Source organism: Janthinobacterium sp. GW822-FHT07H10 (assembly GCF_058798675.1).
Window position 1 is genome coordinate 144,859 of the sequence record NZ_JBXAKS010000004.1, and the last position, 24,636, is coordinate 169,494.

A 24,636-nucleotide genomic window follows, 5' to 3' on the forward strand; every position below is an offset into this window, starting at 1 on the left:
GGCCAGTGGGCTGCCAGTAAGAACGTAGAGGTGAGATGATGCATACAGTCGCAGCAATACAAATGATTTCTTCCCCTTCCGTGACAGACAACCTGGCCACGGCGCGCCGGCTGGTGGCGAAGGCCGCCGCCGGTGGCGCCGAGCTGGTGGTGCTGCCCGAATACTGGGCCATCATGGGCAAGCAGGAAACGGACAAGCTGGCCCACGCGGAACAGCCCGGCAATGGCCCCATCCAGGATGGCATGGCGCAGATGGCGCGCGAGCATGGCATCTGGCTGATCGGCGGCACCTTGCCCCTGATTTCTGGCCAGGAAGGCAAGGTCTTGAACACCACCCTCGTGTACGACCCGCAAGGCGCGCCGGCTGGCCGCTATGACAAGATCCATTTGTTCGGCTTTACGCGCGGCACCGAGTCGTACAATGAGTCGCGCACCATCGTGCCCGGTGCGCAGGTGCGCTCGATCGAGATGCCGTTTGGCCGCGTCGGCCTGTCCGTCTGCTACGACCTGCGCTTCCCCGAGCTGTACCGCGCCATGGGCGATTGCGCGCTGATCGTCGTGCCGGCCGCGTTTACCCACACGACGGGCAGCGCCCACTGGGAAGTGCTGCTGCGCGCGCGCGCCATCGAAAACCAGTGCTATGTGCTGGCTTCGGCGCAGGGCGGACTGCACCCGAACGGCCGCCGTACCTGGGGCCACAGCATGCTGATCGACCCCTGGGGCGAAGTGAAAGCCGTGCTGCCCGAGGGCGAGGGCGTGGTCAGCGGCGAGATCGATCCGCTGTTTCTGGCCGGCGTGCGCGAATCGCTGCCTGCCCTGACCCACCGCACCATGTGAGAGTACCTGGCATGCGCTGCTGGGCGTCGCGCTGTGCGGCCATCAGTCACTGCCGAGCGCTACGCTGCTGTCAGGCACTGTAAAAGAATTGAATTGTGAGAAAGAGCCATGACCCCATTTGAACCCAATCTGTCCAGCCTGGCCGTGGCGCGCGACATCCTGCTCACGCCGTTCGGCCTGGACGAAGACAAGCTGCTGAAAGCCCTGGGCACGATGTTTACGCACAAGGTCGACTATGCCGACCTGTATTTCCAGTCCACCAAGAGCGAGGGCTGGAGCCTGGAAGAGGGCATCGTCAAGACGGGCAGCTTTTCCATCGACCAGGGCGTGGGCGTGCGCGCCGTGTCCGGCGACAAGACGGCGTTTGCGTATTCGGACGACATTTCCGAGCGGGCCCTGCTGGAAGCGGCGGCGGCCACGCGCACGATAGCGCGCGTGGGCGCCGGCAGAATCAAGATCGCGGGCCAGATGCAGCCGCAGGGCGGACGTTCCCTGTACCTGCCCAACGATCCGCTCGTCTCGCTCGACGCCACGGCCAAGGTGCAATTGCTCGAGCGCGTGGAAAAGATGGCGCGCGCGAAGGACCCGCGCGTGGTGCAGGTGATGGCGGGCCTGGCCGGCGAATACGACGTGGTGCTGGTGCTGCGCAGCGATGGCGTGCTGGCGGCCGATATCCGTCCGCTGGTGCGCGTCTCCGTGACCGTCATCGCCGAACAGAATGGCCGCCGCGAAACGGGGTCGTCCGGCGGCGGCGGACGTTTTGGCTATGATTATTTCAGCGACGCCGTGCTCGAGCAATATGCGGCCGACGCCGTCAATTCGGCGCTGGTGAACCTCGAGGCGCGCCCGGCGCCGGCCGGCCCCATGACCATCGTGCTGGGGCCGGGCTGGCCCGGCATCCTGCTGCATGAAGCCATCGGCCATGGCCTCGAAGGCGATTTCAACCGCAAGGGCTCGTCCGCGTTTTCCGGTCGCATCGGCGAACGGGTGGCGGCCAAAGGCGTCACCGTGGTCGACGACGGCACCCTGGCTGGCCGCCGCGGTTCGCTGAATATCGATGACGAGGGCAACCCCACGCAGTGCACGACCCTGATCGAGGACGGCATCCTGAAAGGCTATATCCAGGACACCATGAACGCGCGCCTGATGAAGATGCCCGTGACGGGCAATGCGCGCCGCGAATCGTTCGCCCACCTGCCCATGCCGCGCATGACGAATACGTATATGCTGGGCGGCGACAAGGACCCGGGCGAGATCCTCGCCTCCGTGAAAAACGGCTTGTATGCCGTCAACTTCGGCGGCGGCCAGGTCGATATCACGAACGGCAAGTTCGTGTTTTCGGCCAGCGAAGCGTACATGATCGAAAACGGCAAGCTCAGCTACCCCGTGAAGGGCGCCACCCTGATCGGCAATGGCCCGGACGTGCTCAACCGCGTCTCCATGATCGGCAACGACATGCGCCTCGATGCGGGCGTGGGCGTGTGCGGCAAGGAAGGGCAGAGCGTGCCCGTGGGCGTGGGGCAGCCGACCCTGCGCCTGGACGGCATTACCGTTGGCGGCACGGCCTGATCTTCCCCCGACACTTCCAGGCCAACCTGATTGTCGGATTACGCCCTCCTGGCTAATCCGACCTGCTTTTTCTGACATTGCGCTCGCGTAGGTCGGGTTGGCGCACAGCGCGTAACCCGACACCACCACCGGCCGCGCCAATGCTGTCACCGGATTGCTCGTGGCGGCCCCTGCTAATCCGACCTACGCGTCTCTCCCCCGTTTCTCAGAATTTGTATTTCACCCCCGCGCTGAAAAACCGGCCCGCCGCGCCCGCGTAGTCGAGCGGGTTGTAGCCCGTGGCGCCATACGTGAGCGGGTCGAGCGGGGCGATCTTGTCGAACAGGTTTTGCACCGTCGCAAACACTTCCAGCTTGGGCGTGGCCAGCCAGCGGGCCGTCAAGTCCACCGTGGTGAACGAGGCGATGCGGCAGCCGCGCGGCGCATCCGTGCCATCGGCGAAATGCGTGGCGCAGCCGTCCGGGTCATTCTTGAACAGTATGTTGTCGAGCGGCGCGCGGTAGTTGACGTTGGCCGAGACGCGCCAGTTCTGGCGCTCCCAGGTGGCGCCCAGGTTGATTCTGTCGTCGGGCGTGCCCATGCAGTTTGAGATGTCGCAATTGCCATGCGTGCCGGCAAAATCGCGCTGCGTGCCATCCTGCTCCGTGCGCAGCCACTTGTACAAATGCGTCCACTTCAGGTCGAACACCAGGTTGCCGTAATCGCCGCCCAGGTTGAAGCGCTGGCGCGCGTCGATGTCGATGCCGCGCACCGTCGTTTGCGCCGAATTCACATAGTTGGCCAGCACGGCTGTGATGGCGCCCGGATCGCCGGGAATGCCGGTCGCCGTCGACGGGTCGCGCGCCACATGGCCTTCGGCAATGGCCGTGTCCGTTTGTTCCTGGTTGATTTCGTTCTTGCGGCGGATTTGCCACAGGTCGACGGAAATGCTGCTGCGCGGCAGCGGGTCCCATACGGCGCCCACGGAATAGCTGCGCGAGCGCTCGGGCGACAGGTTCGGGTTGGGCGAGGTGATGACGGCGATCGACGCCGGGTCGCAGGCGGCTGCCACGCCCAGCGCGCAGCGCGCGGGATCGCTGGCCGTGGCGAATGCGGCCAGGCCGCCGACGCCGTTTTCCGCCGCGCTGGGGGCGCGGAAACCCTTGGCGAAGGTGCCGCGCAAGGCCAGTTCGCGCACCGGCGTCCATTTCACGCCCACTTTCGGCGTGTAGGAGTTGCCCACATCGGTGAAATGGTCGGCGCGCAGGGCGCCCGACAGTTCCACGTTTTTCAGGACGGGCGCCAGTACCTCGGCATAGATGGCCGAGGCGTTGCGGCTGCCCTTGTAGGCGGAATAGCCGAGGCCGATGATATTGCCCCGCTCGGTGCCCGTGGTGGGCTTGAGTTCCGTCGACTCGTGGCGGAACTCGGCGCCCACGGCCAGGCCCAGGGCACCGCCGTCGAGCTTGCCTACTTCGCGGCTGGCCTTGAAGTCGATCTGTGCGATATGCGTCTTGGCATCGTTGGAAATGCGCGGCGACAGGGCCGCGTACAGGGCGGCCGAATTGAGTCCCGCATTTTCGGCGATGCGCCACACGCTGCCGGCGGGCAGGGCGGCGTAGGCGGGATTCTGGCTGGCGAGGGCCACGTTGGCGGCCGTCGGGTTGAGCAGGGCGAAGGCCACGTCGCGCTGCAGATAGCCGTCCAGATCGTTCGATACCCTGTTTTGCGAGTACAGCAGGGCGCTGTCGATGTCCCAGCCCGCCACCGTGCCCTTGATGCCGGCGACAAAGCGCGTGAACGTGGAATCGACTTGCGACAGGCGCGGGCCGACATCGGCCGCCAGGTAGCGCAGTCGCGCGGCCGTGCCGAAATACGGGTTGTCCGGGTGGCTGGCGCCCAGCGACACGCCCGCATTGCTGACGGGGCCGCCCGGATAGCCGACTGAACCGCTGATGCCCGACGGCGTGGTGGCGGAGTTCGATTCACTGTGATAGACGTTCAGTTCGGCATAGGTTTGCAGGGCCGGCGTCAGTTGCCAGGCGCCGCGGCCGAAGAAATTGACGTTCTTCTGCTTCGGCTGGATCTGGCCATACTGCTGGGCGGCATCGGTGAGGCAGCCGCCGCCCGGGTCGCCCTGCGGGTGACTCGTGAAGTTGCCGCAGGCGGCGCCGGGAAAGGTGCGCGTAAAGCCCACGCCGGCCAGGTTGCCGCGGTTGTAGTAGTCGAGCGTGTCGGGATTGCGCACATTGCCGTTGACGGCGCTGCCGGCCGCGTTGTTGGTGGTGATGGCGCCCGCGCCGCTGAGGGTTTCCTGCGCGCTGAAACCCAGGTCGCGCAAGTCGCTGCGGCCGACAGCGCCGCGGCCGGCCCGGTCGCGGTTCCAGATGGCGGCCTTTTCGCTGTATTCGAGGTTCAGCAGCACGTTGTAGCGGTCGCGGTCGATGTCGCCGAAACCGTGCGTGATGGCGGCGCGCGCGTCGCGCCCATCCCATTCCTTGGTCTTGCCGTAATTGCCCTTGATGGCCGTGCCCTGGTAGTCGCGCCGCAGGATCACGTTGACGACGCCGGCGATCGCATCCGAACCGTAGATGGCCGAGGCGCCATCCTTGAGGATTTCCACTCTTTCCACGGCTTCCAGGGGAATGATGTTCAGGTCGGCAAATACTTTCTGGCCATCGTCGGCCAGGCCGTATGGCGCCACGCGCCTGCCGTTCAGCAGCACCAGGGTCGAGGCCGTGCCGAGGCCGCGCAGCGACACGCCGGAGGCGCCGGCGGCGAAGCCGTTGCCGAAGGTGGTGGGCACGGAGCCCTGGTTGTCGACGGCCAGGGTTTGCAGCAATTCGGCCACGCTGGACTTGCCCGATTTTTCAATATCGGCCGCGTTCAGCGTCTGCACGGCCGATGCCGTTTCAGCTTGCGCGCGGCGGATGTTCGAGCCGGTGATTTCCACGCGTTGCAGGGGGGCGGGCGCGGCATTGTCCTGCGCCAGGACGGGTAGGCTCAGCAATGCACTGGCCAGCGCCAGGCCCAGGCGCGGTGGTGAAAAGGCGGCGGACGGTAAGGATGGTGTAGGCATCATGCGGTTCTCCGGAAAGGTCAGGCAGTCAAAGAGATCATCAATACGTCCTTGAGTTTTGTCCGTGCGGCGACGCCGGGATTAGATCTAGATCAATGAGTGCGCCGCTTGTCGTCGATAGAATGGCTGGCGTGGCGTGGCTGCCACGACGGGCACAGCGGTGGCGCCCGGATTCAGATGCACGGCGCGGGTTCACAGCGAGATTCACCGCGCGCAACTTTTTATGCTTTTTTGCGTGTTGTGCAGTGTAAAACGGCAGCAGCATGCGGCTTTGCCGACAAATATGCTTGCCAACCCTTGCAATTTAGGTTTATAGTCAGCCATCACTCAGGGATGACTCGCATGTTCGCTCGCCACTTTTTTACCGCTTATTTTTACTTTAGCAATTCCAACCCAAAGGCGGTGGAGTAGCGGACGGTTCACGTAGCAGCAAAAACGAGATCCCAGCAAATTCTAAAAAACCGCCACTGATGGCGGTTTTTTTTTACCCAGATGTTTTACCCTTGTTCAAATTTTGGAGAAAATGATGCCCCGCACCGATGATTTGCGTATTCGCGAAATGAAGGAATTGACTCCGCCGTCCCACCTGATCCGCGAATTTGCCTGCTCAGAACAAGCCGAACAGACCGCCGCCAGTGCGCGCATCGCCCTGCACCGCATCCTGCATGGCCAGGACGACCGCCTGATGGTGGTCATCGGGCCTTGCTCCATCCACGACACCAAGGCAGCCATGGAATATGCGCGCCTGCTGGTCAAGGAGCGCGCGCGTTTCGCCGGCGAACTGGAAATCGTCATGCGCGTGTACTTCGAAAAGCCGCGCACCACGGTGGGCTGGAAGGGCTTGATCAACGATCCGTACATGGACAACAGCTTCCGCATCAACGACGGCTTGCGCATGGCGCGTGAACTGTTGCGCGACATCAATGAGTTGGGCTTGCCTGCGGGTACCGAATTCCTCGACGTGATCAGCCCGCAATACATCGCCGACCTGATCAGCTGGGGCGCCATCGGCGCGCGCACCACGGAGTCGCAGGTGCACCGCGAGCTGGCGTCGGGACTGTCCTGTCCGGTCGGCTTCAAGAATGGCACGGACGGCAACGTGAAAATCGCCGTGGAAGCCATCAAGGCCGCCTCGCAGCCGCACCATTTCCTCTCCGTCACGAAGGGCGGCCACTCGGCCATCGTCTCGACCAATGGCAACGAGGATTGCCACATCATCTTGCGCGGCGGCAAGACGCCGAACTACGACGCGGCCAGCGTGGACGACGCCTGCAAGGCCATCGCCGCGCAGGGCCTGGCGGCGCGCCTGATGATCGACGCCTCGCATGCGAACAGCTCGAAAAAACCGGAAAACCAGATCCCCGTGTGCGCCGATATCGCCAGCCAGGTGGCGGCGGGCGATGGCCGCATCGTGGGCGTGATGGTGGAGTCGCACCTGGTGGCCGGCCGCCAGGATTTGATTCCGGGCAAGGAATTGATCTACGGCCAGTCCGTCACGGATGGCTGCATCGACTGGAGCGCCAGCGTGGCCGTGCTGGAAAACCTGGCGGCGGCCGTGAAGCAGCGCCGCCTGCAGGGCGACGCGGAATAAAGCGGCGCGCGGCATGAAAAAAAGCCCGGAAAGCTAAGCTTTCCGGGCTTTTTCAATTTTCAGCTCACAGTCAGCTTAGAACTTGTAGGAACCGCTCAGGTAGAACTGGCGGCCCAGGGCGCTCGAGTACGACGGGTTGTAGCCCACTTGATGCGAACCCGTGTTGCGCAGCGTGAACGGCGGGTTGCGGTCGAACAGGTTCAGGATGCCGCCCGTGATTTCCACGTTCTTCAGCGGACGGTAAGCCGTCTGGAAGTCGAACGTGGTGTAGCTCGGCACTTCCAGCTGGATGCCATAGCATTCGCCAGGGCTGCCGGCCACGATGACGGCGCAGTCGTCGACCGTCTGTTCCTTGTCCGTGTAGCCATTGCGGTAGCTGGCGCTCAGCGTATGCGTGAACTTGGCCGTCTCATACGTGGTGCTGGCGCGGATGATGTTGCGGAAGCTGACCTTGTCGTTCGAACCGTAGCGGTTCAGGCTGGTTTCCCATTGATCATCGGTGCCTGGCGTCGTGTAGCGCGAACGCAGCAGATAGGTACCCATCAGACGGCTCGTCAGGCGACCGTCCAGCAGCTTCATCTTGTGGGTGAAGTCGTAGTCGATACCGCGGTTTTCCACCTTGCCGATGTTGATCGGCAGCAGTTTGATGGCCAGCACGTCCTTGCCCGTCGAGCTGATGTGCTTGGTGGTGAACAGGTTGGCGTACTTGGCTGGATCGTTGAAGATCAGGCCTTCCGACACGGCCGTCACCTGGTCGCGGATTTCCACGTTCCACAGGTCGAACGACATCGACAGGCTGTCGATCGGCTCGAACACGGTGCCGATGCTCCACTGTTTCGACGTTTCCGGCTTCAGGTCGGGATTGCCGCCCTGGAAGGCTTCGAATTGCTGGCGTCCCACGCCGCTGCAATAGCTGGCCAGCGGGTGACCGGCCATGCCGTTGGCGGCCGTCAATGGGCATTGATAGTTACCACCGGTAACGCCCCAGTCTTCCAATGGACCAGCGATTTCCTGCATGCTGGCGGCGCGGAAGCCGGTGCCGGCAGCGGCGCGGAACATCAGGTTCTTGGCGGCCGAGTACTTGCCGCTGACTTTCCAGGTGGTGGCGTTTTCTTTCTTGCCCACGGTCTTGCCCGTCAGCTTGTCATCGATGGCGCCGATCTGGTCATAACGCAGCGAGCCCGTCATTTCCAGTTTCTTCGAGATCGGCAACATCAGCTCGGCATACGCGCCGGCGTTGTCGCGCGCATATTCGCTGTCGACTTGCGGATTGTCAAACAGGATCTGCGCCTGCTTGGCGACGTTCGCCTGTTGCACCTTGTACGAGGTGTTGCGGTAGTCGGCGCCGATACCCAGCATGGCGGTGCCGCCTGGCAGCGAGAAGACAGGACGCGAAGCGCGGCCGTCGATGCCCTTCATCTCCACGGTTTGCGTGTTGTAGGTGCCGCTGAAGCCGGTGCCCAGCAAGGCCTGGCGCATGGAATCGGGCATGGCGCCGACAGGGTAGGCGAACGGGTCGATATTGCCGGCGGCCACTTGCGCGTCAAACTTGTCCGACAGCGGGAAGCCGCTCACGTAGTCTTGCGTCTGCTTGTTTTTCGAGTACGTCACCGCCGAGTTGATATCCCAGCCGAATGCGTTGCCATCGATGCCGGCGACGATGTGGGTGGCCTTGGTGCCATAGTCGTACACGCGGTTGCCCATTTCCGACAGGCGGTATTTGGCGATGGCGCCCGTGGCGTTGGCCAGTTGCTCCGGCGTCAGGCCCGGTGCCAGGTATTTATTGAACAGCGGCGAGCCGACGGGGACCGAGAAATCGGCCGGGTACGGCGCGATGCTGGCGATGATGCGCGCTTCCGTGTAGGCCAGGTCATAGAAGCCCTGGAAGCCGGTATTGCCCAGCTTGACGCTACCGGAGCTGAACAGCGAGTCGCGCTTCGATTCCGGATTGATTTCGATGGTCGACGGCGAATCGAAATAGCAGTTGCCGTCGCCATAGAAGTCCATATTGCTGGCGGCGCATTTGCCGCCGTTGGCCAGCGCATAGGGATTCAGGTTGACGGACTTGCTGACGGTCTTGCCCGTGGCAGGATCGATGGCGTTGTAATCGACGGTGGCGTTGGCCGGCGCGGAGCGCGAGGAACCGTTGATGAATTGCAGTGCCTTGCCGGTCTTCGGATCGTTGAAATTGATGATGCCGCTCTTGGCGAAGCTGCGCTGCGATGCTTTCAGCGATTTTTGTTCGTCATGGCTGGCCGACACGAAGATGCTGTAGCCGTCGTCGTCGATGTCGCCGAAGCCCTTGCTGATCGAGAACGAGTTGCTGGCGCCGCCCGATTCTTCAGGACGCGAGTACTTGGCATTGATTTCCAGCGGCGATGCGCCTTTTTTCAGGATGAAGTTGACCACGCCGGCGATGGCGTCGGCGCCATACAGGGCCGAGGCGCCGTCGGTCAGCACTTCCACGCGTTCGATGGCCGACAGCGGAATCGAATTCAGGTCGATGGTGGTGCCCGAATTGGACGGCGCAATGCGGCGGCCGTTCAGCAGCACCAGCGTGTAGGCTGCGCCGATATCGTGGATCGACGCCGTGGTGACGCCGCCGCCGCCGCCGCCGACCGAATCGGCGGCCACGGAGAAGCCCTGCATCGCGGGGATTTGCTGGATGAAATCGGTGACCGTGCTGACGCCGGTTTTCTTGATGTCTTTCTGGTTGAACGATTGCACCGGCAGCGACGCTTCCGAAGCGATGCGCTTGATGCTCGAACCCGTGACTTCCACGCGCTGCATGGTGCCATCCGTTGTTTCTTGCGCATACGCTGCATGCATACCCAGGGCGATACCGCCAGCAAACATCAGGCGCAGCGAACGCGACATTACATTTTCTATCATCATCTGAAATTCCTTGTTATTGTGATAAAGATGGCATTTATTTTGAAATAACTTGTTGCTCACCAACAATTTATTTGCCACTTTCAAATTCCACCAATGAAAATTCTGTAAATTTTCAGGGTCCTCATCAAAACATTCGCGATTCAGATTGTCAATTTCGTGCAGACTTTTTGGACGAAATGCAACAAATTGCTATTTTTTTTGCATTACTTCAGGAATAAAATATCGTGAACACTTGTCAGCCATGCTCAGGCGGGTAAAATAAAACGGCGCACATCATCGCTGATGGCGCCGCTTTTAGCCTGGCTGGCACACGCTTGCCAGCGCTGCCTTGTTTCATTGCTTTCCTGCCGATTTTTCCCTAAAACGTATAGCTGCCGCGCAGGTAGTACGCGCGACCGACCGGGTCCGTATAGCGCGGGTCATAGCCTTTCTGGAACAGCGTGCCCTGGTTCGAGAACGGCGGTTCCCTGTCTAGCAGGTTCTTCACGCCCGCCATCAGCAGCAAGCCGCGCCACGCATAGCTGGCCGACACGCCCAGCAGGCTGTACGACGACACGTCGTGCCGGTACTGCGGCGCCACCTGGTTCTGGTCTGTGTAGCGCGACTTGAACGATTGCGACACGGTCGCGCCCCAGTTGCCCTTGCGCCAGTTCAGCGCCGCCGTATGTTTCCAGCGGAATACGGGGTTGTTGTCCGCATAGCGGCCCACGTTGGCGATGAATTCCCCGCCGCGCTCGTTCTGGTAGTCATACTTGCGGGTCCAGGTGCCGTCCACGGACAGGCTGACATTGCCAAACGCGCCGCGCCCCAGGCGGGCATTCAGGCTGACATCGATGCCGTCGGTTTTCACTTCGCCGAGGTTGTCGTTCAGGTCGAGAATCGCATACGGCGAGCCATCGGGATTGCGCAGGAACAAGGCCTTGTACTTTTCGTAGTTGCCGAAGATCGATTGTTCCGGCAGCGCGGCGATCTTGTCCTTCAAGTGGATGTTCCAGTAATCGATGGCAACGGTCACTTGCTTGACCGGTTCCAGCACCGCGCCGACGGCGAAGGTGGTGGATTTTTCCGGCTTCAGCTTGTCATTGCCGCCTTGCAGCTTGAATTGCTGCAAGTCGCAGTCGCGCAGGGGATTGGCGCCCGGCTGCGGCACGCCGCCCGGACACAGGATGGGGTCGTCATAGGAATCGTTGGTGTCGTTGCGCGATGGCGGCGCATTCTTTTCAAACAAGGTAGGCGCGCGGAAACCCGTGCTGGCCGAGCCGCGCAGCACCAGCGCGCTGCTGGCCTGGTAGCGCACGGCCAGCTTCGGATTGGTGGTGCTGCCCACGTCGCTGTAATGGTCGAAACGGCTTGCCAGCTGCACTTCCAGGTCCTGCAGCAGGGGCAAGTTGAGTTCGCCGAAGACGGCTGCGATGGTGCGCGAGCCGCTCTTCGACAGCGAACCGGACAAGCCTGAACTGGCGGCCTGGCCGGCGATGTCGCGATTCACGTTGAAGTCGGCCCGTTCGCGCCGCCATTCGGCGCCGAGTGCGAGCGCCAGCGCTCCGCCGGCCAGCGGCATCAGCTCGCGGCTGCCCTTGATGTCGATGCCCGTGGTGGTGACCCTGGCATTCTGCACTTCGCCGCGCAGGGCGGTACTGTCGAGGTAAGACTTGCCGGCCGCGTCCTGCAGGCCGAACGGATTCAGGATGCCGTTCAGTACGCCGGCGGCAAAACTCGCGTCCTGTACATAGCCGCCCGTAAATTGTTCCGACGACTTGCTGATCGCATGGCTGAGGCCAGTCCTGTAATCCCAGCGGGCCAGTTCGCCTTCCAGCGCCAGCACCAGGCGGTCGGCCTTGCCGTGCGAATCGATCTGGCGCTGGCCTGCCTCGACGGGGCGCCAGTTGACGCTCAGGGGCTGGCCCGACAGGCCCGGCTGGGCCGGCACGCCGCCCGCGTTGCCCGGATAGTATTTGCTGCTGGCAGGCAGGGTCAGGGCCGTCTGCGGCGGCGGCGCCGTGCGCGCCTTGACCTTGTTTTCCGCATGCAAATATTCGACGCTGGCAAGGTGGCCGCCACCGAGCTTGAAGGCGCCCTTGCCGAAGACGGCCAGCTGCTCCTGCGCGGGCAGGTCGTCGATCTGGCGCGTGTAATCCTGGCGGCAAGTGCCGTTGGCCGGCACCGCCGGCACCGACAGCGGCGGCAGGCAGCCGCTGGCCGCAGAGGGATTGCCGGCCAGGCCAGCGCCGCCGTTGGCGGCCGCATCGAAATAATTGCCAGGGAAAGTCGTGCCGCTGGTAATCGACAGGCCGCGCGCGGGAATGACGCCGGTCTGCGAGAAGGCGCGGTCTTGCGAGGTCAGCACTTGTTGCTTGTGGTAATCGGCCACGCCGAACAGGTTGTAGCCATCCGCGTCGAGCTGGCCGACGCCCGTCGACAGGTTGAGCCGGTGTCCGTCGGCGCCCTTGTGCTGGGGCGCGATGACCTCGGCCGTGACAGTCGTCGCGTTGACGGAGCGCCTGGTGATGAAGTTGATGACGCCGCCGATGGCGTCCGTGCCGTAGATGGCCGAGGCGCCGTCGCGCAGCACTTCGACGCGCTCGAGGGCGGCAAGGGGGATGATGTTCAGGTCGACGCTGGCGCCGTCGTAAGGATGGTTGGCGATGCGCCGGCCATTGAGCAGGACCAGGGTCTTGTCGCCGCCCAGGCCGCGCAAGTCGGCGCTGGCCTGGCCGCCCGTGGGCAAGCCGCTGGTATTGCCGCCGACGGCATTGCCGCTGCCCATGCTCGACGCATTCGCGGGGATCTTGCCGAGCACTTCCTGCGCCGTCGTCAAGCCTTGTTTGGCGAAGTCCTCGGCCTTGAAGATGGACAGCGGTGTCGCCGTTTCCGCGACGAGCCGCTTGATCGAGGAACCGGTGACTTCGACGCGCTGCATGGCGGGCGCCCCGCCGGCGGCGCCGCTGTCCTGCGCCACGGCCGCATGGCCATGCGCGCCGAGCAAGGCTGCGCACAGCAGGCGCAAGGTGGGGGAGGGGCTGCGGGGTTGCATCATCTGACACTCCTGTGGCGTGGTCATGGCCAAGTGGCCTGCAAGGGAGTTTTACAGGCACGCAGCAGCTCAGGTTTGCGCTGGCACAAGCAGTGTGTGGATGAGCGGGCGCGCGCCACGGTCGCGGACGAAAAAAAAGGCGGTGATTGCTCACCGCCCCGCGTCATGATGGCTGTGCCGGCTTAGAAGAACTTGTAGCTGGCGCCCAGTTTGAAGTAGCGGCCGATGGCGCCGCTGGCATCCATCGGGTTGTAGCTCATGCCGCCGTAGGTCAGCGGATCGAGCGGCGCGATCTTGTCGGTCACGTTGTTGATCGAGGCATACAACTGCAACTGCTTGCTGTAGTTCCAACGCGTCGACAGGTCGAGCGTGGTGAACGAGGCCAGTTTGCAACCGTTCGGCGCCGGCGTGCCGTTGGCCAGCTTGGAAGCGCATGGGTCGCCTTCAAACTTGATATTTTTCATATCCGAACGGTAGTTCACGATGCCGCTGAGATTCCAGTTGCCCAGGTCCCACGAGCCGGTGACATTGATCTTGTCCTTCGGCGTGCCGGCGCAGTTTGACGTATCGCAATTGCCATGCGTGCCGGCGAACTGGTAGCGCACGGTGGAGGATTCGGCGCGCACCCATGACGCGATATGTGTCCACGTCATGCCGAACGTGGCGCGGCCGTATTCGCCCAGGCGCACGCGCTGCTTGATGTCCAGGTCGATACCCTTGATCTCCGTGAAGCTGGAGTTGCGGTACGGGGCCTTGGTGATCAGCAAGGTGCCCGTGTTCGGCGTGACGACGCCATTGATGGTCAGGTTGTTGTCGGCGCGGATGGCCGTCGGCAGGGCCGCCGCTTCGTTGTACGGCAGCGGGTTGATCTCGTTTTCACGCTTGATCTTCCAGCCATCGAGCGACAGGCTGGTATCGTTGAACGGATCCCATACCAGGCCCAGCGTGTAGCCCTTGGATTTTTCCGGCTTCAGGTTCGGGTCGCCGATCTTGACGGCCGCCACTTGCAGTTCGCAGTCGCTGGCATTGGCGCCAGGCAATTGCTTGCCACCGGGGCAGCGCACGGGATCGCTCACGGTCGAGGTGCCGGTCGATTGCGAATTGGCGTTGCTTTCGGCCGGTCCCGGTGCGCGGAAGCCTTCCGAATACGTGCCGCGCAAGGCGAAGGTTTTCAGCGGCGTCCACTTGGCGCCCAGTTTCGGCGTCGTCGACGAGAAGCGGTCGTATTTGTCGTAGCGCAAGGCCGCCGACAGTTCCACCGTCTTGATCACGGGCGCCAGCACTTCCAGGAACACGGCCGAGACCTTGCTGTCGCCCTTGGCGGCCACATAGCTGGAGTTGATCGAACCGTTTTCCGTGCCCGACAGCGATGGATTGTCGAGCTTGTCGCGACGGTGTTCTGCGCCCACGGCCAGGCCCATGGCGCCGCCCGGCAACTGCATCAGCTCGCGCGATGCCTTGAAGTCGATGATGTCGAGCTTGGTCGTGGAATCGGAGGTGGCGTTTGTCACCATGGCCGCGTACAGCGACGCCGGATTCTTGCCCGCCTGCGCGCCGATGTAGTACGGGAAATATTGGCTGTTCGGATTGCCCAGCGCGTCCTTGACGACGGCCATGTTGAGCATGTTGCTGTAGTCGAGGTGCAGCTTCGATTCCGAGTGCGTATAGCCGGCATCGTAATCCCAGCCCATGGCATTGCCCTTGACGCCGAGCACGATGCGGTTGAACTCGTTGTTGGCCTTGCGCGTGCTCGCGCCCACGTCGAAGGCCTGGTAGCGCACGCGTACCGGCACGCCGTACGGGTTTTGCGGATGGTTGGCGGCCAGCACGATGGTCGTGCCGGCGCCGGAACCGTAGTTGATGACGCCGGTCGGGCTGCCGGCATTGGGCGGGAAGGCGATGGTGGGCGTGATCGACGGCGGGATCAGGGTGAAGGCCGTATCGCGCTTCGAGTAGCCCGCTTCCGCATACACCTGGGTGTCGGCGTTGACTTGCCACGTGCCGCGCGTGTACAGGTTGACCGATTCGATCTTCGGCTGCATCGAGCGGAACTGGTCATGATGCCACAGGCAGCCGCCCTTCGGATCTTGCGGCGAGGACGAGGACAGGGCGGAGCAGCCGGGCAGGGCCACGTAATTGTTGGTGACGGGATCGCGGATCAGGCCGACCGGCGAGGCGTTCGCATCGTTGGTGCCGTTGATGTAGCCGCCGGCGAACTGGGTGTTGATCGCATAGCCATACGGACGCAGGTCGCCCTTGCCTATCCATTTGCGGTCGGCGCGGTCCTTGTTCATCAGCATGTCCGACTTCGTGTATTCGGCATTGATGACGAAGTTGTATTTATCCGTGTCCAGGTTGCCCTTGCCGAAGGTTAGCGAAGCGCGGTGCTGCTTGGCGTCGCTGTCGCCGGATATGCCCGTGTCGCCTTTCAGGGTCAGGCCTTCGAAATCCTTGCGCAGGATGATGTTGACCACGCCGGCGATGGCGTCCGCGCCATACGTGGACGAGGCGCCGTCCTTGAGGATCTCGATGCGTTCGACGATCTGCATCGGCACGGTGGACAGGTCGGTAAAGCTTTTCTGGCCATCGTCAGCGCGCGCGAACGGCGCCATGCGGCGGCCATTGAGCAAGACCAGGGTCGAGGTGGCGCCCAGCCCGCGCAGCGAGATGGCCGTGGAGCCGGCCGCGAAGCCGTTGCCAAAGCCCGTCGGCAGCGAGCCGGCGCCATCGGCGGTCAGGGTTTGCAGGTATTCGGCCACGGTGGCCTTGCCTGATTTCATCAGGTCGTCGCGGGTGATCACCTGCACCGGCGATGCCGTCTCCGCCGTGGCGCGCTTGATGCTCGAGCCGGTAATTTCCACGCGTTGCACATTGGCGTCTTGCGCCATTGCCGGCGCAGCCATCAGGCCCAGGCTGACCGCTGCCACGCTGCCCGAAAACATCAGGCGCACGGAGCGGGACATAACTGTTTCCATCATCATTCTCAGAACTCCGAAAAGTACGCTCGGCTGGCCGTCCTGCGGCGCAACCGCGCTGGTCTAAAAAAGATTGCTGCGTCGGCAATCGCTGTGGCGAATGCGGCAAATGTGAATTGCCGCCACTGATATGACCATTTGCCGTGAAACCTTGTCAACGCGCACATGTGACCTTTCATCATGGAAACAACAGTGTTTTTTCTCATGTTGCGGTGTTTCGTAATTAGTAATTATGCAAATGTTGCGTTGCGATATACGCTTTCCTCCGCGCGCCGGCCATCGCCGCCATTCGCGACTGTCCCGGTTTCTGTCAGGCGGCCTCATCTGTGTATCGGCACCGTCATGTTGCAGTGCGCAAAATAAGCCGGGCGATACAGGCGGCTGTTGCCGCACGCCATGGAAGTGCCGCGGCTTTTTGCCCGGCGCGCAAAATATGCGTTATCGTTACGCCTTTTTCAGCGCGCCTGCGCAGCGGCGCCGCTACCGGGAAACAAGGCACAGATCTTGCGAGGATGGACTGGTTTTGGCGGTGGACTCCTGTATCCCAGGAGGAAGCCAGTACAAGCGCACCAATACGGTGCGACAGATAATCGAGATGAAGGGTATTACATGAAGTCACCATGGATGCGGCGCGTGGCGCTGCTCGCCTGCCTGGCCACCCTGCCGCTGGCGGCCACTGCCGTTGACGCTGCCCCCGCGGCAGCGCCGGTCAAAACCTTGCGCTATATCCTGCCGGCCGCCGAGACGGGCTTCGATCCGGCCACCGCGCGCGACCTGTATTCGAACCACATCACGCAGGCCGTCTTCGACACCCTGTACACCTATGATTACCTGGCGCGCCCCGTCAAGGTGGTGCCTGGCGCGGCGGCCGCCATGCCGGAAGTGTCGGCCGACGGCAAGACCTATACCATCCGCCTGAAAAAAGGCATCCTGTTCACGCCCGACGCCGCGTTCGGCGGCAAGCGCCGCGAGCTGACGATGGCCGATTACGTCTATTCGTGGAAGCGGCTGTTCGATCCGCGCCTCGCGTCGCCGCACAGCTGGCTGTTCGAAGGCAAGGTAGTGGGCCTGGACGACCTGGCGAAGGACGCGGCCAAGTCGAACAAGCTCGACTACAGCAAGAAAGTCGCCGGCCTGGAAATCCTCGACCCGTACACCCTGCGCATCTCGCTGACCAAGACCGATTTCAATTTCCCCATGATCCTCGCCTACGTGCCGACGGCCGCCCTGGCGCGCGAAGTGGTGGAAAAGTATGGCGACGTGAAGGGCGAGGTGGGTTCCAACCCCGTCGGCACCGGCTACTACACGCTCGGTGAATGGACGCGCGGCAATCGCATCGTCCTGAACCGCAACCCGCAGCACTTGCCGGAAACGTGGAATTTCATGGCCGGCGACGATCCGGACGACCAGCGCATCGTGCGCCAGATGCAGGGCAAGCGCATACCCGCCATCGACCGCATCGAAATTTCCGTGATGATCGAAGACCAGTCGCGCTGGCTGTCGTTCCAGAGCGGCGGCACGGACGTGTTCTGGCTCGATGGCCCGCTGGCGCCGAAAGCGCTGCTGAACGGCAAGCTGCGTCCCGAACTGGCGGAGAAGGGCGTGCAACTGTCACGCTTGCTGGATCCGGAAATCAGCTATTACTACTGGAACATGGAAGATCCCGTGCTGGGCGGTTTCGGCAAGGAAAAGATCGCGCTGCGCCGCGCGATTGCCATGGCGCACAATATCGACGAAGAAATCCGCATCATCTGGAATGGCCAGGCCAAGCGCCTCGACTATCCGATCCCGCCCGGCGTCGTCGGCTACGATCCGCACTACAAATCCCTGCTGCAATACGATCCCGTGCTGGCGAACAAACTGCTGGACAAGTTCGGCTACAAGAAGGGCGCCGACGGCTGGCGTACCTTGCCAGATGGCAAGCCGCTGCTGATACGCTACGCCTCGCGCAACGAAGCCAATGGCGTGCTGCAGGCGGAAATGTGGCGCAAGACCTACAACTCGCTGGGCATCCGCATGGAAAACGACCGCATGATCTTTTCCGACATTTTAAAAACGGAAAAGCAGTGCAAGATGCAGACGCGCACGGCGCCATGGCTGGCCGATTACCCGGACGGCGACAACTTCATGCAGCTGTTCTATGGCCCGAACACGCACCAGAACAACAATGGCTGCTATCAGGATCCGGAATACGACAAGTGGTATGCGGCCAGCCAGGCCATGCCGGCCAGCCCCGAGCGCGACGAGCTGTTCCACAAGATGGCGCGCCGCCTGGAAGTGAACGCGGGCGCCCTGATCGGCTACGCGCGCTACCGCAACATGCTGGCGCAAAAGACGGTGCAAGGCTACAAGAAGCACCCGATCCTGTTCCAGGAATGGGCGTATATGGACATCGACAGCAGCGCCGCGCCAGCGGCGCCTGCTGCCGACCCCGCTAAAAAATAAGCGCAGCTTATAACGACAAGGAATCATTATGTTTGCTTATATCCTGCGCCGCCTGTGGCAGATGCTGCCCACCATGCTGGGCGTGGTCTTGCTGGTGTTTATCCTGTTCAACTGGGTGGGCGGCGACCCCGCCTACATCCTGGCCGGCAAGATGTCTAGTGCGGAAAGCATCGCCAACATCCGCCGCCAGCTCGGCGTCGACCAGCCATACTATGTACAGCTGTGGATCTTCATCAAGCAGATCGTCACGTTTGATTTCGGCCAGAGCTGGGCCACGGGCGAATCCGTGTCGCACATCATCACTTCGCGCCTGGGCCCGTCGATGATGGTGCTGATCCCGCTGACCGTGCTGGAAACCTTCTTTGGCGTGGCGCTGGCGCTGGCCATCGCCTTCGTGCGCGGCTCGCTGACGGACCGCGCCGTCATGATCGCCTGCACGGTGGGCATGTCGATTTCCATCCTCGTCTACATCATCGTCTTCCAGTACGGCTTTGCCTACAAGCTGGGCCTGTTCCCCGTGCAGGGCTGGGGCGACAGTTTCTGGGAAAACCTGCTGCGCTATTCGACCCTGCCGATCCTGATCGGCCTGGCCGTCTCCATCGCGCCCACGCTGCGCCTGTTCCGCACCTTCGTGCTCGACGAGGCGAACCAGGATTACGTGCGCACGGCGCGCGCCAAGGGCTTGAAGGAAGGCCGCATCATGTGGGTGCACGTGCTGCGCAATGCCGCCATCCCCATCATTACCTATGTGATGTCGAACTTGCCAGCCCTGCTGATCGGCGCCTTCCTGCTCGAGCGCTTCTTCGGCATTCCCGGCATCGGGCGTGAAGTGATCCTGGCCGTCGAGCGCAGCGACTTTCCGGTGATCAAGGCGATCACCGTGTATGTCGCCGCCGCCACCATGCTCTTCAACCTGCTCACCGACCTGCTGTACCAGGCGGTCGACCCTCGCGTACAACTGAAGTAGAAAGAGACGATGTCGAAACCTCATACATCGCCCGGCCTGTGGGCCCTGGCGTGGCGCCGTTTGCGCGGCGACAAGATTGCAATGGTATCGCTGGCCGTGGTCGGCGCATTTTTCCTGCTGGTGCTGGCGTCCGCCAGCGGCCTGGTGGCGTCGAACTGGGAAGATGAAGTGGCCGTCAGCTATGCGCCGCCGACCTTTGTCGGCGCCGATGCGGACGCGGGGGGCGATGGCGCCATCCACGTGCCGGACGAGCGCAGCGCGCCCACGCCCGTCAACGTGCTCGACCCGTTGGCCGACGACATCGCCGAACTGCGCGCCCAGATGGGCAGCAATCCATCGGCTGGCGTGGAAATGTACGGCGTCACCGACCCGCTGGCCGACGACTTGACGGCCTTGCGCGCCGGCATGGGCAAGGCCAAGAAACTCGTCACGCACAAGGCGGCAACCTTGCCGTTCGGCGCCGACAAGTGGGGCCATGACATCATCCAGAAAACCATCAAGGGCGGCGAAACGTCGATCGTGGTGGGCCTGGTGGCGGCCTTGCTGGCAGTCGTGCTGGGCACGCTGTTCGGCGCCGTGTCCGGCTACTTCGGCGGCATCGTCGATGACTTCTTCAACTGGTTCTACAGCATCTTCACGTCGATTCCATCGATCCTGATGATCTTGACGGTGGCGGCCGTGCTGCAGCAGAAGGGCGTGCTGACCATCGTGCTGATCCTGGGGTTAACGGGCTGGACGGGGCCGTACCGTTTGATACGCGCCGAATACATCAAGCACAAGGCGCGCGAATACGTGATGGCGGCCGACGCCATCGGCGCCTCGCACTGGCGCAAGATGTTCTCGCACATCTTCCCGAACGTGAGCCACGTTGCCTTGGTGCAAATGTCCATCCTCGTGGTGGGCTTCATCAAGGCCGAAGTGATTTTGAGCTTCCTCGGCTTTGGCGTGCCGGTGGGGACCGTCTCGTGGGGCAGCATGCTCAACGAGGCACAGAATGAACTGATCCTGGGCAAATGGTGGCAGCTGACGGCCGCTGCCACGGCGATGGCCGTGCTGGTGACGGCGTTCTCGCTGTTTACCGATGCCTTGCGCGATGCGCTCGACCCCAAAGTGAAATAGGAGTTGCTCATGGACCAGAATAACCTGTTGGAAGTGCGCGACCTGCGCGTCACCTTCCGCCTGGACAAGAAGACCACGTTCGAAGCCGTCAAGGGCATCTCGTTCAACGTGCCGCGCAACAGCACCGTGGCGCTGGTGGGCGAATCGGGCAGCGGCAAGTCCGTCAGCTCGCTGGCCGTGATGGGTTTGTTGCCGCCGGATAACACGATCATCGATCCCGGCTCCAGCATCCATTTCGGCGGGCGCGACCTGCTCCAATTGTCGATTGCCGAGCGGCGCACCATGTGCGGCAAGGATATTTCGATGATCTTCCAGGAGCCGATGTCGTCCCTGAACCCCGTCTTCACCGTGGGATTCCAGATCGCCGAAGTGTTGCGCCAGCACATGGGCATGAACCGCAAGCAGGCGCGGGCGCGCACGCTGGCGCTGCTCGAGGAAGTGGGCATTCCCGATCCGGCCACCAAGATCGACGCCTACCCGAGCCAGATGTCGGGCGGCCAGCAGCAGCGCGTGATGATCGCCATGGCGATTGCCTGCGAGCCGAAGCTCCTGATCGCCGACGAACCGACGACGGCGCTGGACGTGACGATCCAGAAACAGATCATGGACCTGATCGCGGCGCTGCAAAAGAAACACCAGATGTCCGTGCTGTTCATTACCCACGACCTGGGCCTGGTGGGAGAAATTGCCGACCAGGTGATCGTCATGCGTCACGGCGAAGTGCGCGAGACGGGCGAGGTGCGCCAGGTATTCGAAGCGCCGACCGATGCCTATACCAAAGCCCTGCTGCATTGCCGTCCGTCCCTGGACGAGCGCCCGTGGCGTTTGCCCGTCATCGCCGACTATATGGAAGGCAAGGCCGGTCCCGGCGTGGCAGTGAAGCAGCGCACGCGCGGCTATACCCCGGGCGACGAGCCGGTGCTGGTGGTGAATAATCTGAGCAAGAGCTTTTATACGCGCGAGGGCCTGTTCGGCAAGCGCGAGTTCCAGGCCGTCAAGGACGTGTCGTTCACCTTGCCGCGTGGCAAGACGCTGGGCGTGGTGGGCGAATCCGGTTCCGGCAAGACGACGGTGGGCCTGACCCTGCTGCGCCTGCACCAGGCGACGGGCGGCACGGCCATGTTCCACGGCAAGGACCTGATCGCCATGCCGAACAAGGAATACCTGCCGTATAAGCGCCGCATCCAGATCATTTTCCAGAATCCGTATGCCTCGCTGAACCCCCGCTTTACGGTGGGGCAGATCTTGCTCGAGCCTATGCGCATCCACAACATCGGCGCCGATGACAAGGAACGCATTGCCAAGGCGTACTGGCTGCTCGACAAGGTGGGCTTGCCGGAACAGGCTTTCCACCGCTATCCGCACGAGTTTTCCGGCGGCCAGCGCCAGCGCATCGCGATCGCCCGCTGCCTGACCATGCAGCCGGAAATTCTAGTCTGCGACGAATCCGTGTCCGCACTCGACGTGTCGGTGCAGGCGCAGGTATTGAACCTGCTCCAGGATTTGCAGGATGAATTCGGATTGTCGTACATCTTCATCTCGCACGATTTGTCGGTGGTCAAATACATCGCCGACCAGGTGATGGTGATGCACAAGGGGCAAGTGGTGGAGCTGGCCGATTCGGATGAGCTGTACCGCAATCCCGTCCATCCGTACACGCGCACCCTGCTCAGCGCCATTCCGAAAGGCGTCCAGGTTTAAATTCGCTTTTACGGTAAGATAGCGGCCATGCCCAACCTCATTTACCTGCTCGAACATTACGGTGTCCTGATCGTCTTTGGCATCGTGCTGGTGGAGCAGCTCGGCCTGCCGATTCCCGCCTTCCCCATTCTCGTGGTGGCGGGCGCGCTGGCCGTCGATGGCGACATGAATGGGGCGCTGGTGCTGGCCGCCGCGCTGGGCGCCTGCCTGATCAGCGACTTTACGTGGTTCCGCGCGGGCCGCCATTTCGGCAAGCGCATCCTGCGCCTGCTGTGCCGCATCTCGCTGTCGCCCGATTACTGCGTCAGCCAGACGGAAGACAAGTTCAAGCGTTGGGGCCCGAAAGCCCTGATCGTCTCCAAATTCGTGCCGGGTTTCAATACCGTGGCCGCGCCCATGTCCGGTGCGCTGGGCACGCCGCCGGGCCTGTTCTTCCTGTACGCGGGCCTGGGCGCCTTGCTGTGGAGCGGCACGGGCATCGTCGTCGGCGTGATCTTCCATGCCAGCGTGCAGCAAGTGCTCGATTTGCTCAGCACCATGGGCAGCACGGCCCTGCTGGTGCTGGCGACCTTGCTGGGATTGTTCCTGCTGTACAAATTCCTTGAACGCCGGCGTTTCCGCCAGGCCTTACAGATCGAGCGCATCGGCATCGATGAATTGCTGGACCTGATCGAGCAGGGCGAGGACCCGTTGATGGTCGACGCCCGCAGCGCCACGGCGCAGGCGCTGGAGCCGGCCGTGCCGGGTGCCTTGTTCTTCAACGGCAAGGAACCGGTACCAGCCATGATCGCCATGGACAAGGACCGCCACATCATCGTGTATTGCAGCTGTCCTAACGATGTGACGGCCGCGCAAGTGGCCACGCTGCTGCACCAGCACGGCTTCCACCGGGCCAAGCCCCTGCATGGCGGCCTCGATGCCTGGAATGCCGCCTACCGCTCCGATCAGGCCGTACCGGCCAGCCTGCTGGGCGAAGGTTTGCCATCCTGATCCGCGCCGCATCCTGCACGCAGGCCGGCCGTAAAAACCGGTAGTAATAATACGAAAACAGCGTCGCCGGGCCGTCCGGACGGCAGTGCCGCACCTGCGCCGTCGCGTATACAGCGGCTTTGCGCAAACTCCGGCATACTCTGCTTTCAAGGCGATTCCTGCTGCTGTGCAGCATGCTTTTCACATGGCTGGCGAGTGCAAGTACTTACTATAAATCATTGTTCGTGAGCAATTTTGACGCTGCTTGTTGCATTTGGAGTGGAACTACCAATAAAGGCTTGTTTTGATGTACTTAAACTACAAACTTTGCTTGCCTCCGGGCGCATTCATCCTTTAAGCTTGGCGTCCCATGCGTCCCACTTCATAATTCAAATCATGAGCGCTTCGTCTTCTCCCGTACTGCCGACTTCCGCCTTCGCCGATGGACCGCGCCTGCTGGCCGACGTGGGCGGCACCAATGCCCGTTTCGCCCTGGAAGTGGCCACCGGCCACATCATCCTGGTGGAAGTGCTGCCTTGCGCCGATTACCCGAGCCTGTCCGCCGCGCTGCAAGCCTACCTGGCCTTGCCGCATGTGGCCGCCGCAGGCGGGCAAGCCGTGCGCCATGCCATGATCGCCATCGCCAACCCCGTCGACGGCGACTTCCTCAGCATGACGAACCACCACTGGTCGTTCTCGATCCGCGCCATGCGCGAAGAGTGCGGTTTCACGACCCTGGACGTGGTCAACGATTTCACGGCCCTGGCGCGCGCGCTGCCGCTGCTGTCGAGCGAGCAAAAGCACCAGATCGGCGCCGGCACGGCGCGTCCGAACACGGCCATCGGCCTGATCGGTGCCGGCACGGGCCTCGGCGTGTCGGGCCTGATTCCGTCGCATGGCGGCTGGATCGCCCTGCAAAGCGAAGGCGGCCATGTGAGCTTCGCGCCGTTCAATGAGACGGAAGTGAGCATCTTGCAATTTGCCTGGCGCGAATACGAGCACGTCTCGGCCGAGCGCCTGATTTCCGGCGACGGCCTGGAACTGATCTACCGCGCCCTGGCCGACCGCGCCGGCGTGCCGGCCGAAGACTTGACGGCGGCGGAAATCACGCGCCGCGCGCTGGCCGGCGAATCCCAGCTGTGCGACGACGTCATCGAGGCGTTCTGCTGCATGCTGGGCACGGTGGCGGGCAACGTCGCCGTGACCCTGGGCGCGCTCGGCGGTATCTATATAGGCGGCGGCATCGTGCCACGCCTGGGGCAGCGCTTCGACCGCTCCGGTTTCCGCGCCCGCTTCGAGCGCAAGGGCCGCTTTGCCAACTACGTGTCGCAAGTGCCGACGTTTGTCATCACGGCGCAGTACCCAGCTTTCCTGGGTGCATCGGCCATTCTCTCGGAGAAACTCGCCTCCCTGTAAGGCGAAGGGCAGGGCGATGTGTCGCGCCAGGGCCGGGTAAAACGCGTGTTTTGCCCGGTTT

13 protein-coding genes are annotated in these 24,636 nt (G+C 62.8%); 9 read left to right on the forward strand and 4 right to left on the reverse strand.

The window, feature by feature from the left end; all coding sequences use genetic code 11:
- Nucleotides 1–35: 35 nt before the first annotated feature.
- On the forward strand, nucleotides 36–836 hold the full coding sequence (locus tag AC1RDJ_RS11320; RefSeq protein ID WP_493027476.1) for a carbon-nitrogen hydrolase family protein: 801 nt from the start codon (nucleotides 36–38) through the stop codon (nucleotides 834–836).
- 108 nt (nucleotides 837–944) lie between these two features.
- A complete protein-coding gene (gene tldD, locus AC1RDJ_RS11325) occupies nucleotides 945–2,405 on the forward strand; it encodes a metalloprotease TldD (RefSeq protein ID WP_493027477.1) in 1,461 nt (486 codons plus the stop codon).
- A gap of 205 nt (nucleotides 2,406–2,610) precedes the next feature.
- On the opposite strand, the gene AC1RDJ_RS11330 is transcribed toward tldD, so the two are convergent.
- Complete coding sequence (locus AC1RDJ_RS11330; protein ID WP_493027478.1) at nucleotides 2,611–5,466, reverse strand: TonB-dependent receptor; 2,856 nt, start codon at nucleotides 5,464–5,466, stop codon at nucleotides 2,611–2,613.
- Nucleotides 5,467–5,989: 523 nt separating this feature from the next.
- Here AC1RDJ_RS11330 and aroG point away from each other — a divergent pair.
- The gene (gene aroG, locus AC1RDJ_RS11335; RefSeq protein WP_071326664.1) at nucleotides 5,990–7,054 is read left to right on the forward strand and encodes a 3-deoxy-7-phosphoheptulonate synthase AroG; all 1,065 of its coding nucleotides are present in this window, start codon (nucleotides 5,990–5,992) and stop codon (nucleotides 7,052–7,054) included.
- A 75-nt stretch (nucleotides 7,055–7,129) separates the two neighbouring features.
- Here aroG and AC1RDJ_RS11340 read toward each other — a convergent pair whose 3' ends face one another.
- The 3 genes from AC1RDJ_RS11340 to AC1RDJ_RS11350 form a co-directional block, all read right to left on the reverse strand.
- Nucleotides 7,130–9,949 (reverse strand): TonB-dependent receptor, encoded by a 2,820-nt coding sequence (locus AC1RDJ_RS11340; RefSeq protein WP_071325138.1) that lies wholly within the window; start codon nucleotides 9,947–9,949, stop codon nucleotides 7,130–7,132.
- A gap of 358 nt (nucleotides 9,950–10,307) precedes the next feature.
- A complete protein-coding gene (locus tag AC1RDJ_RS11345) occupies nucleotides 10,308–12,986 on the reverse strand; it encodes a TonB-dependent receptor (RefSeq protein ID WP_493027479.1) in 2,679 nt (892 codons plus the stop codon).
- Nucleotides 12,987–13,165: 179 nt separating this feature from the next.
- Nucleotides 13,166–15,946: a TonB-dependent receptor gene (locus AC1RDJ_RS11350; protein WP_493027480.1), complete on the reverse strand. Its 2,781-nt coding sequence runs from the start codon at nucleotides 15,944–15,946 to the stop codon at nucleotides 13,166–13,168.
- 621 nt (nucleotides 15,947–16,567) lie between these two features.
- Between AC1RDJ_RS11350 and AC1RDJ_RS11355 the strand changes: the two genes are divergently transcribed.
- The 6 genes from AC1RDJ_RS11355 to AC1RDJ_RS11380 all read left to right on the forward strand — a co-directional run bounded on the left by AC1RDJ_RS11355 (nucleotide 16,568) and on the right by AC1RDJ_RS11380 (nucleotide 24,575).
- Nucleotides 16,568–18,403, forward strand: a complete 1,836-nt coding sequence (locus tag AC1RDJ_RS11355; RefSeq protein ID WP_083411994.1) for an ABC transporter substrate-binding protein — start codon at nucleotides 16,568–16,570, stop codon at nucleotides 18,401–18,403.
- Between the two features lie 28 nt (nucleotides 18,404–18,431).
- Complete coding sequence (locus AC1RDJ_RS11360; RefSeq protein WP_034760169.1) at nucleotides 18,432–19,370, forward strand: ABC transporter permease; 939 nt, start codon at nucleotides 18,432–18,434, stop codon at nucleotides 19,368–19,370.
- A 9-nt stretch (nucleotides 19,371–19,379) separates the two neighbouring features.
- Nucleotides 19,380–20,489 carry an ABC transporter permease gene (locus AC1RDJ_RS11365; protein WP_071325136.1) on the forward strand — a complete coding sequence of 370 codons (1,110 nt, stop codon included), beginning with the start codon at nucleotides 19,380–19,382 and terminating at the stop codon, nucleotides 20,487–20,489.
- Between the two features lie 9 nt (nucleotides 20,490–20,498).
- A complete protein-coding gene (locus tag AC1RDJ_RS11370; RefSeq protein WP_071325135.1) occupies nucleotides 20,499–22,190 on the forward strand; it encodes an ABC transporter ATP-binding protein in 1,692 nt (563 codons plus the stop codon).
- A gap of 27 nt (nucleotides 22,191–22,217) precedes the next feature.
- The gene (locus tag AC1RDJ_RS11375) at nucleotides 22,218–23,180 is read left to right on the forward strand and encodes a VTT domain-containing protein (protein ID WP_071325134.1); all 963 of its coding nucleotides are present in this window, start codon (nucleotides 22,218–22,220) and stop codon (nucleotides 23,178–23,180) included.
- Nucleotides 23,181–23,555: 375 nt separating this feature from the next.
- Complete coding sequence (locus AC1RDJ_RS11380) at nucleotides 23,556–24,575, forward strand: glucokinase (protein WP_071325133.1); 1,020 nt, start codon at nucleotides 23,556–23,558, stop codon at nucleotides 24,573–24,575.
- Nucleotides 24,576–24,636: the final 61 nt, after the last annotated feature.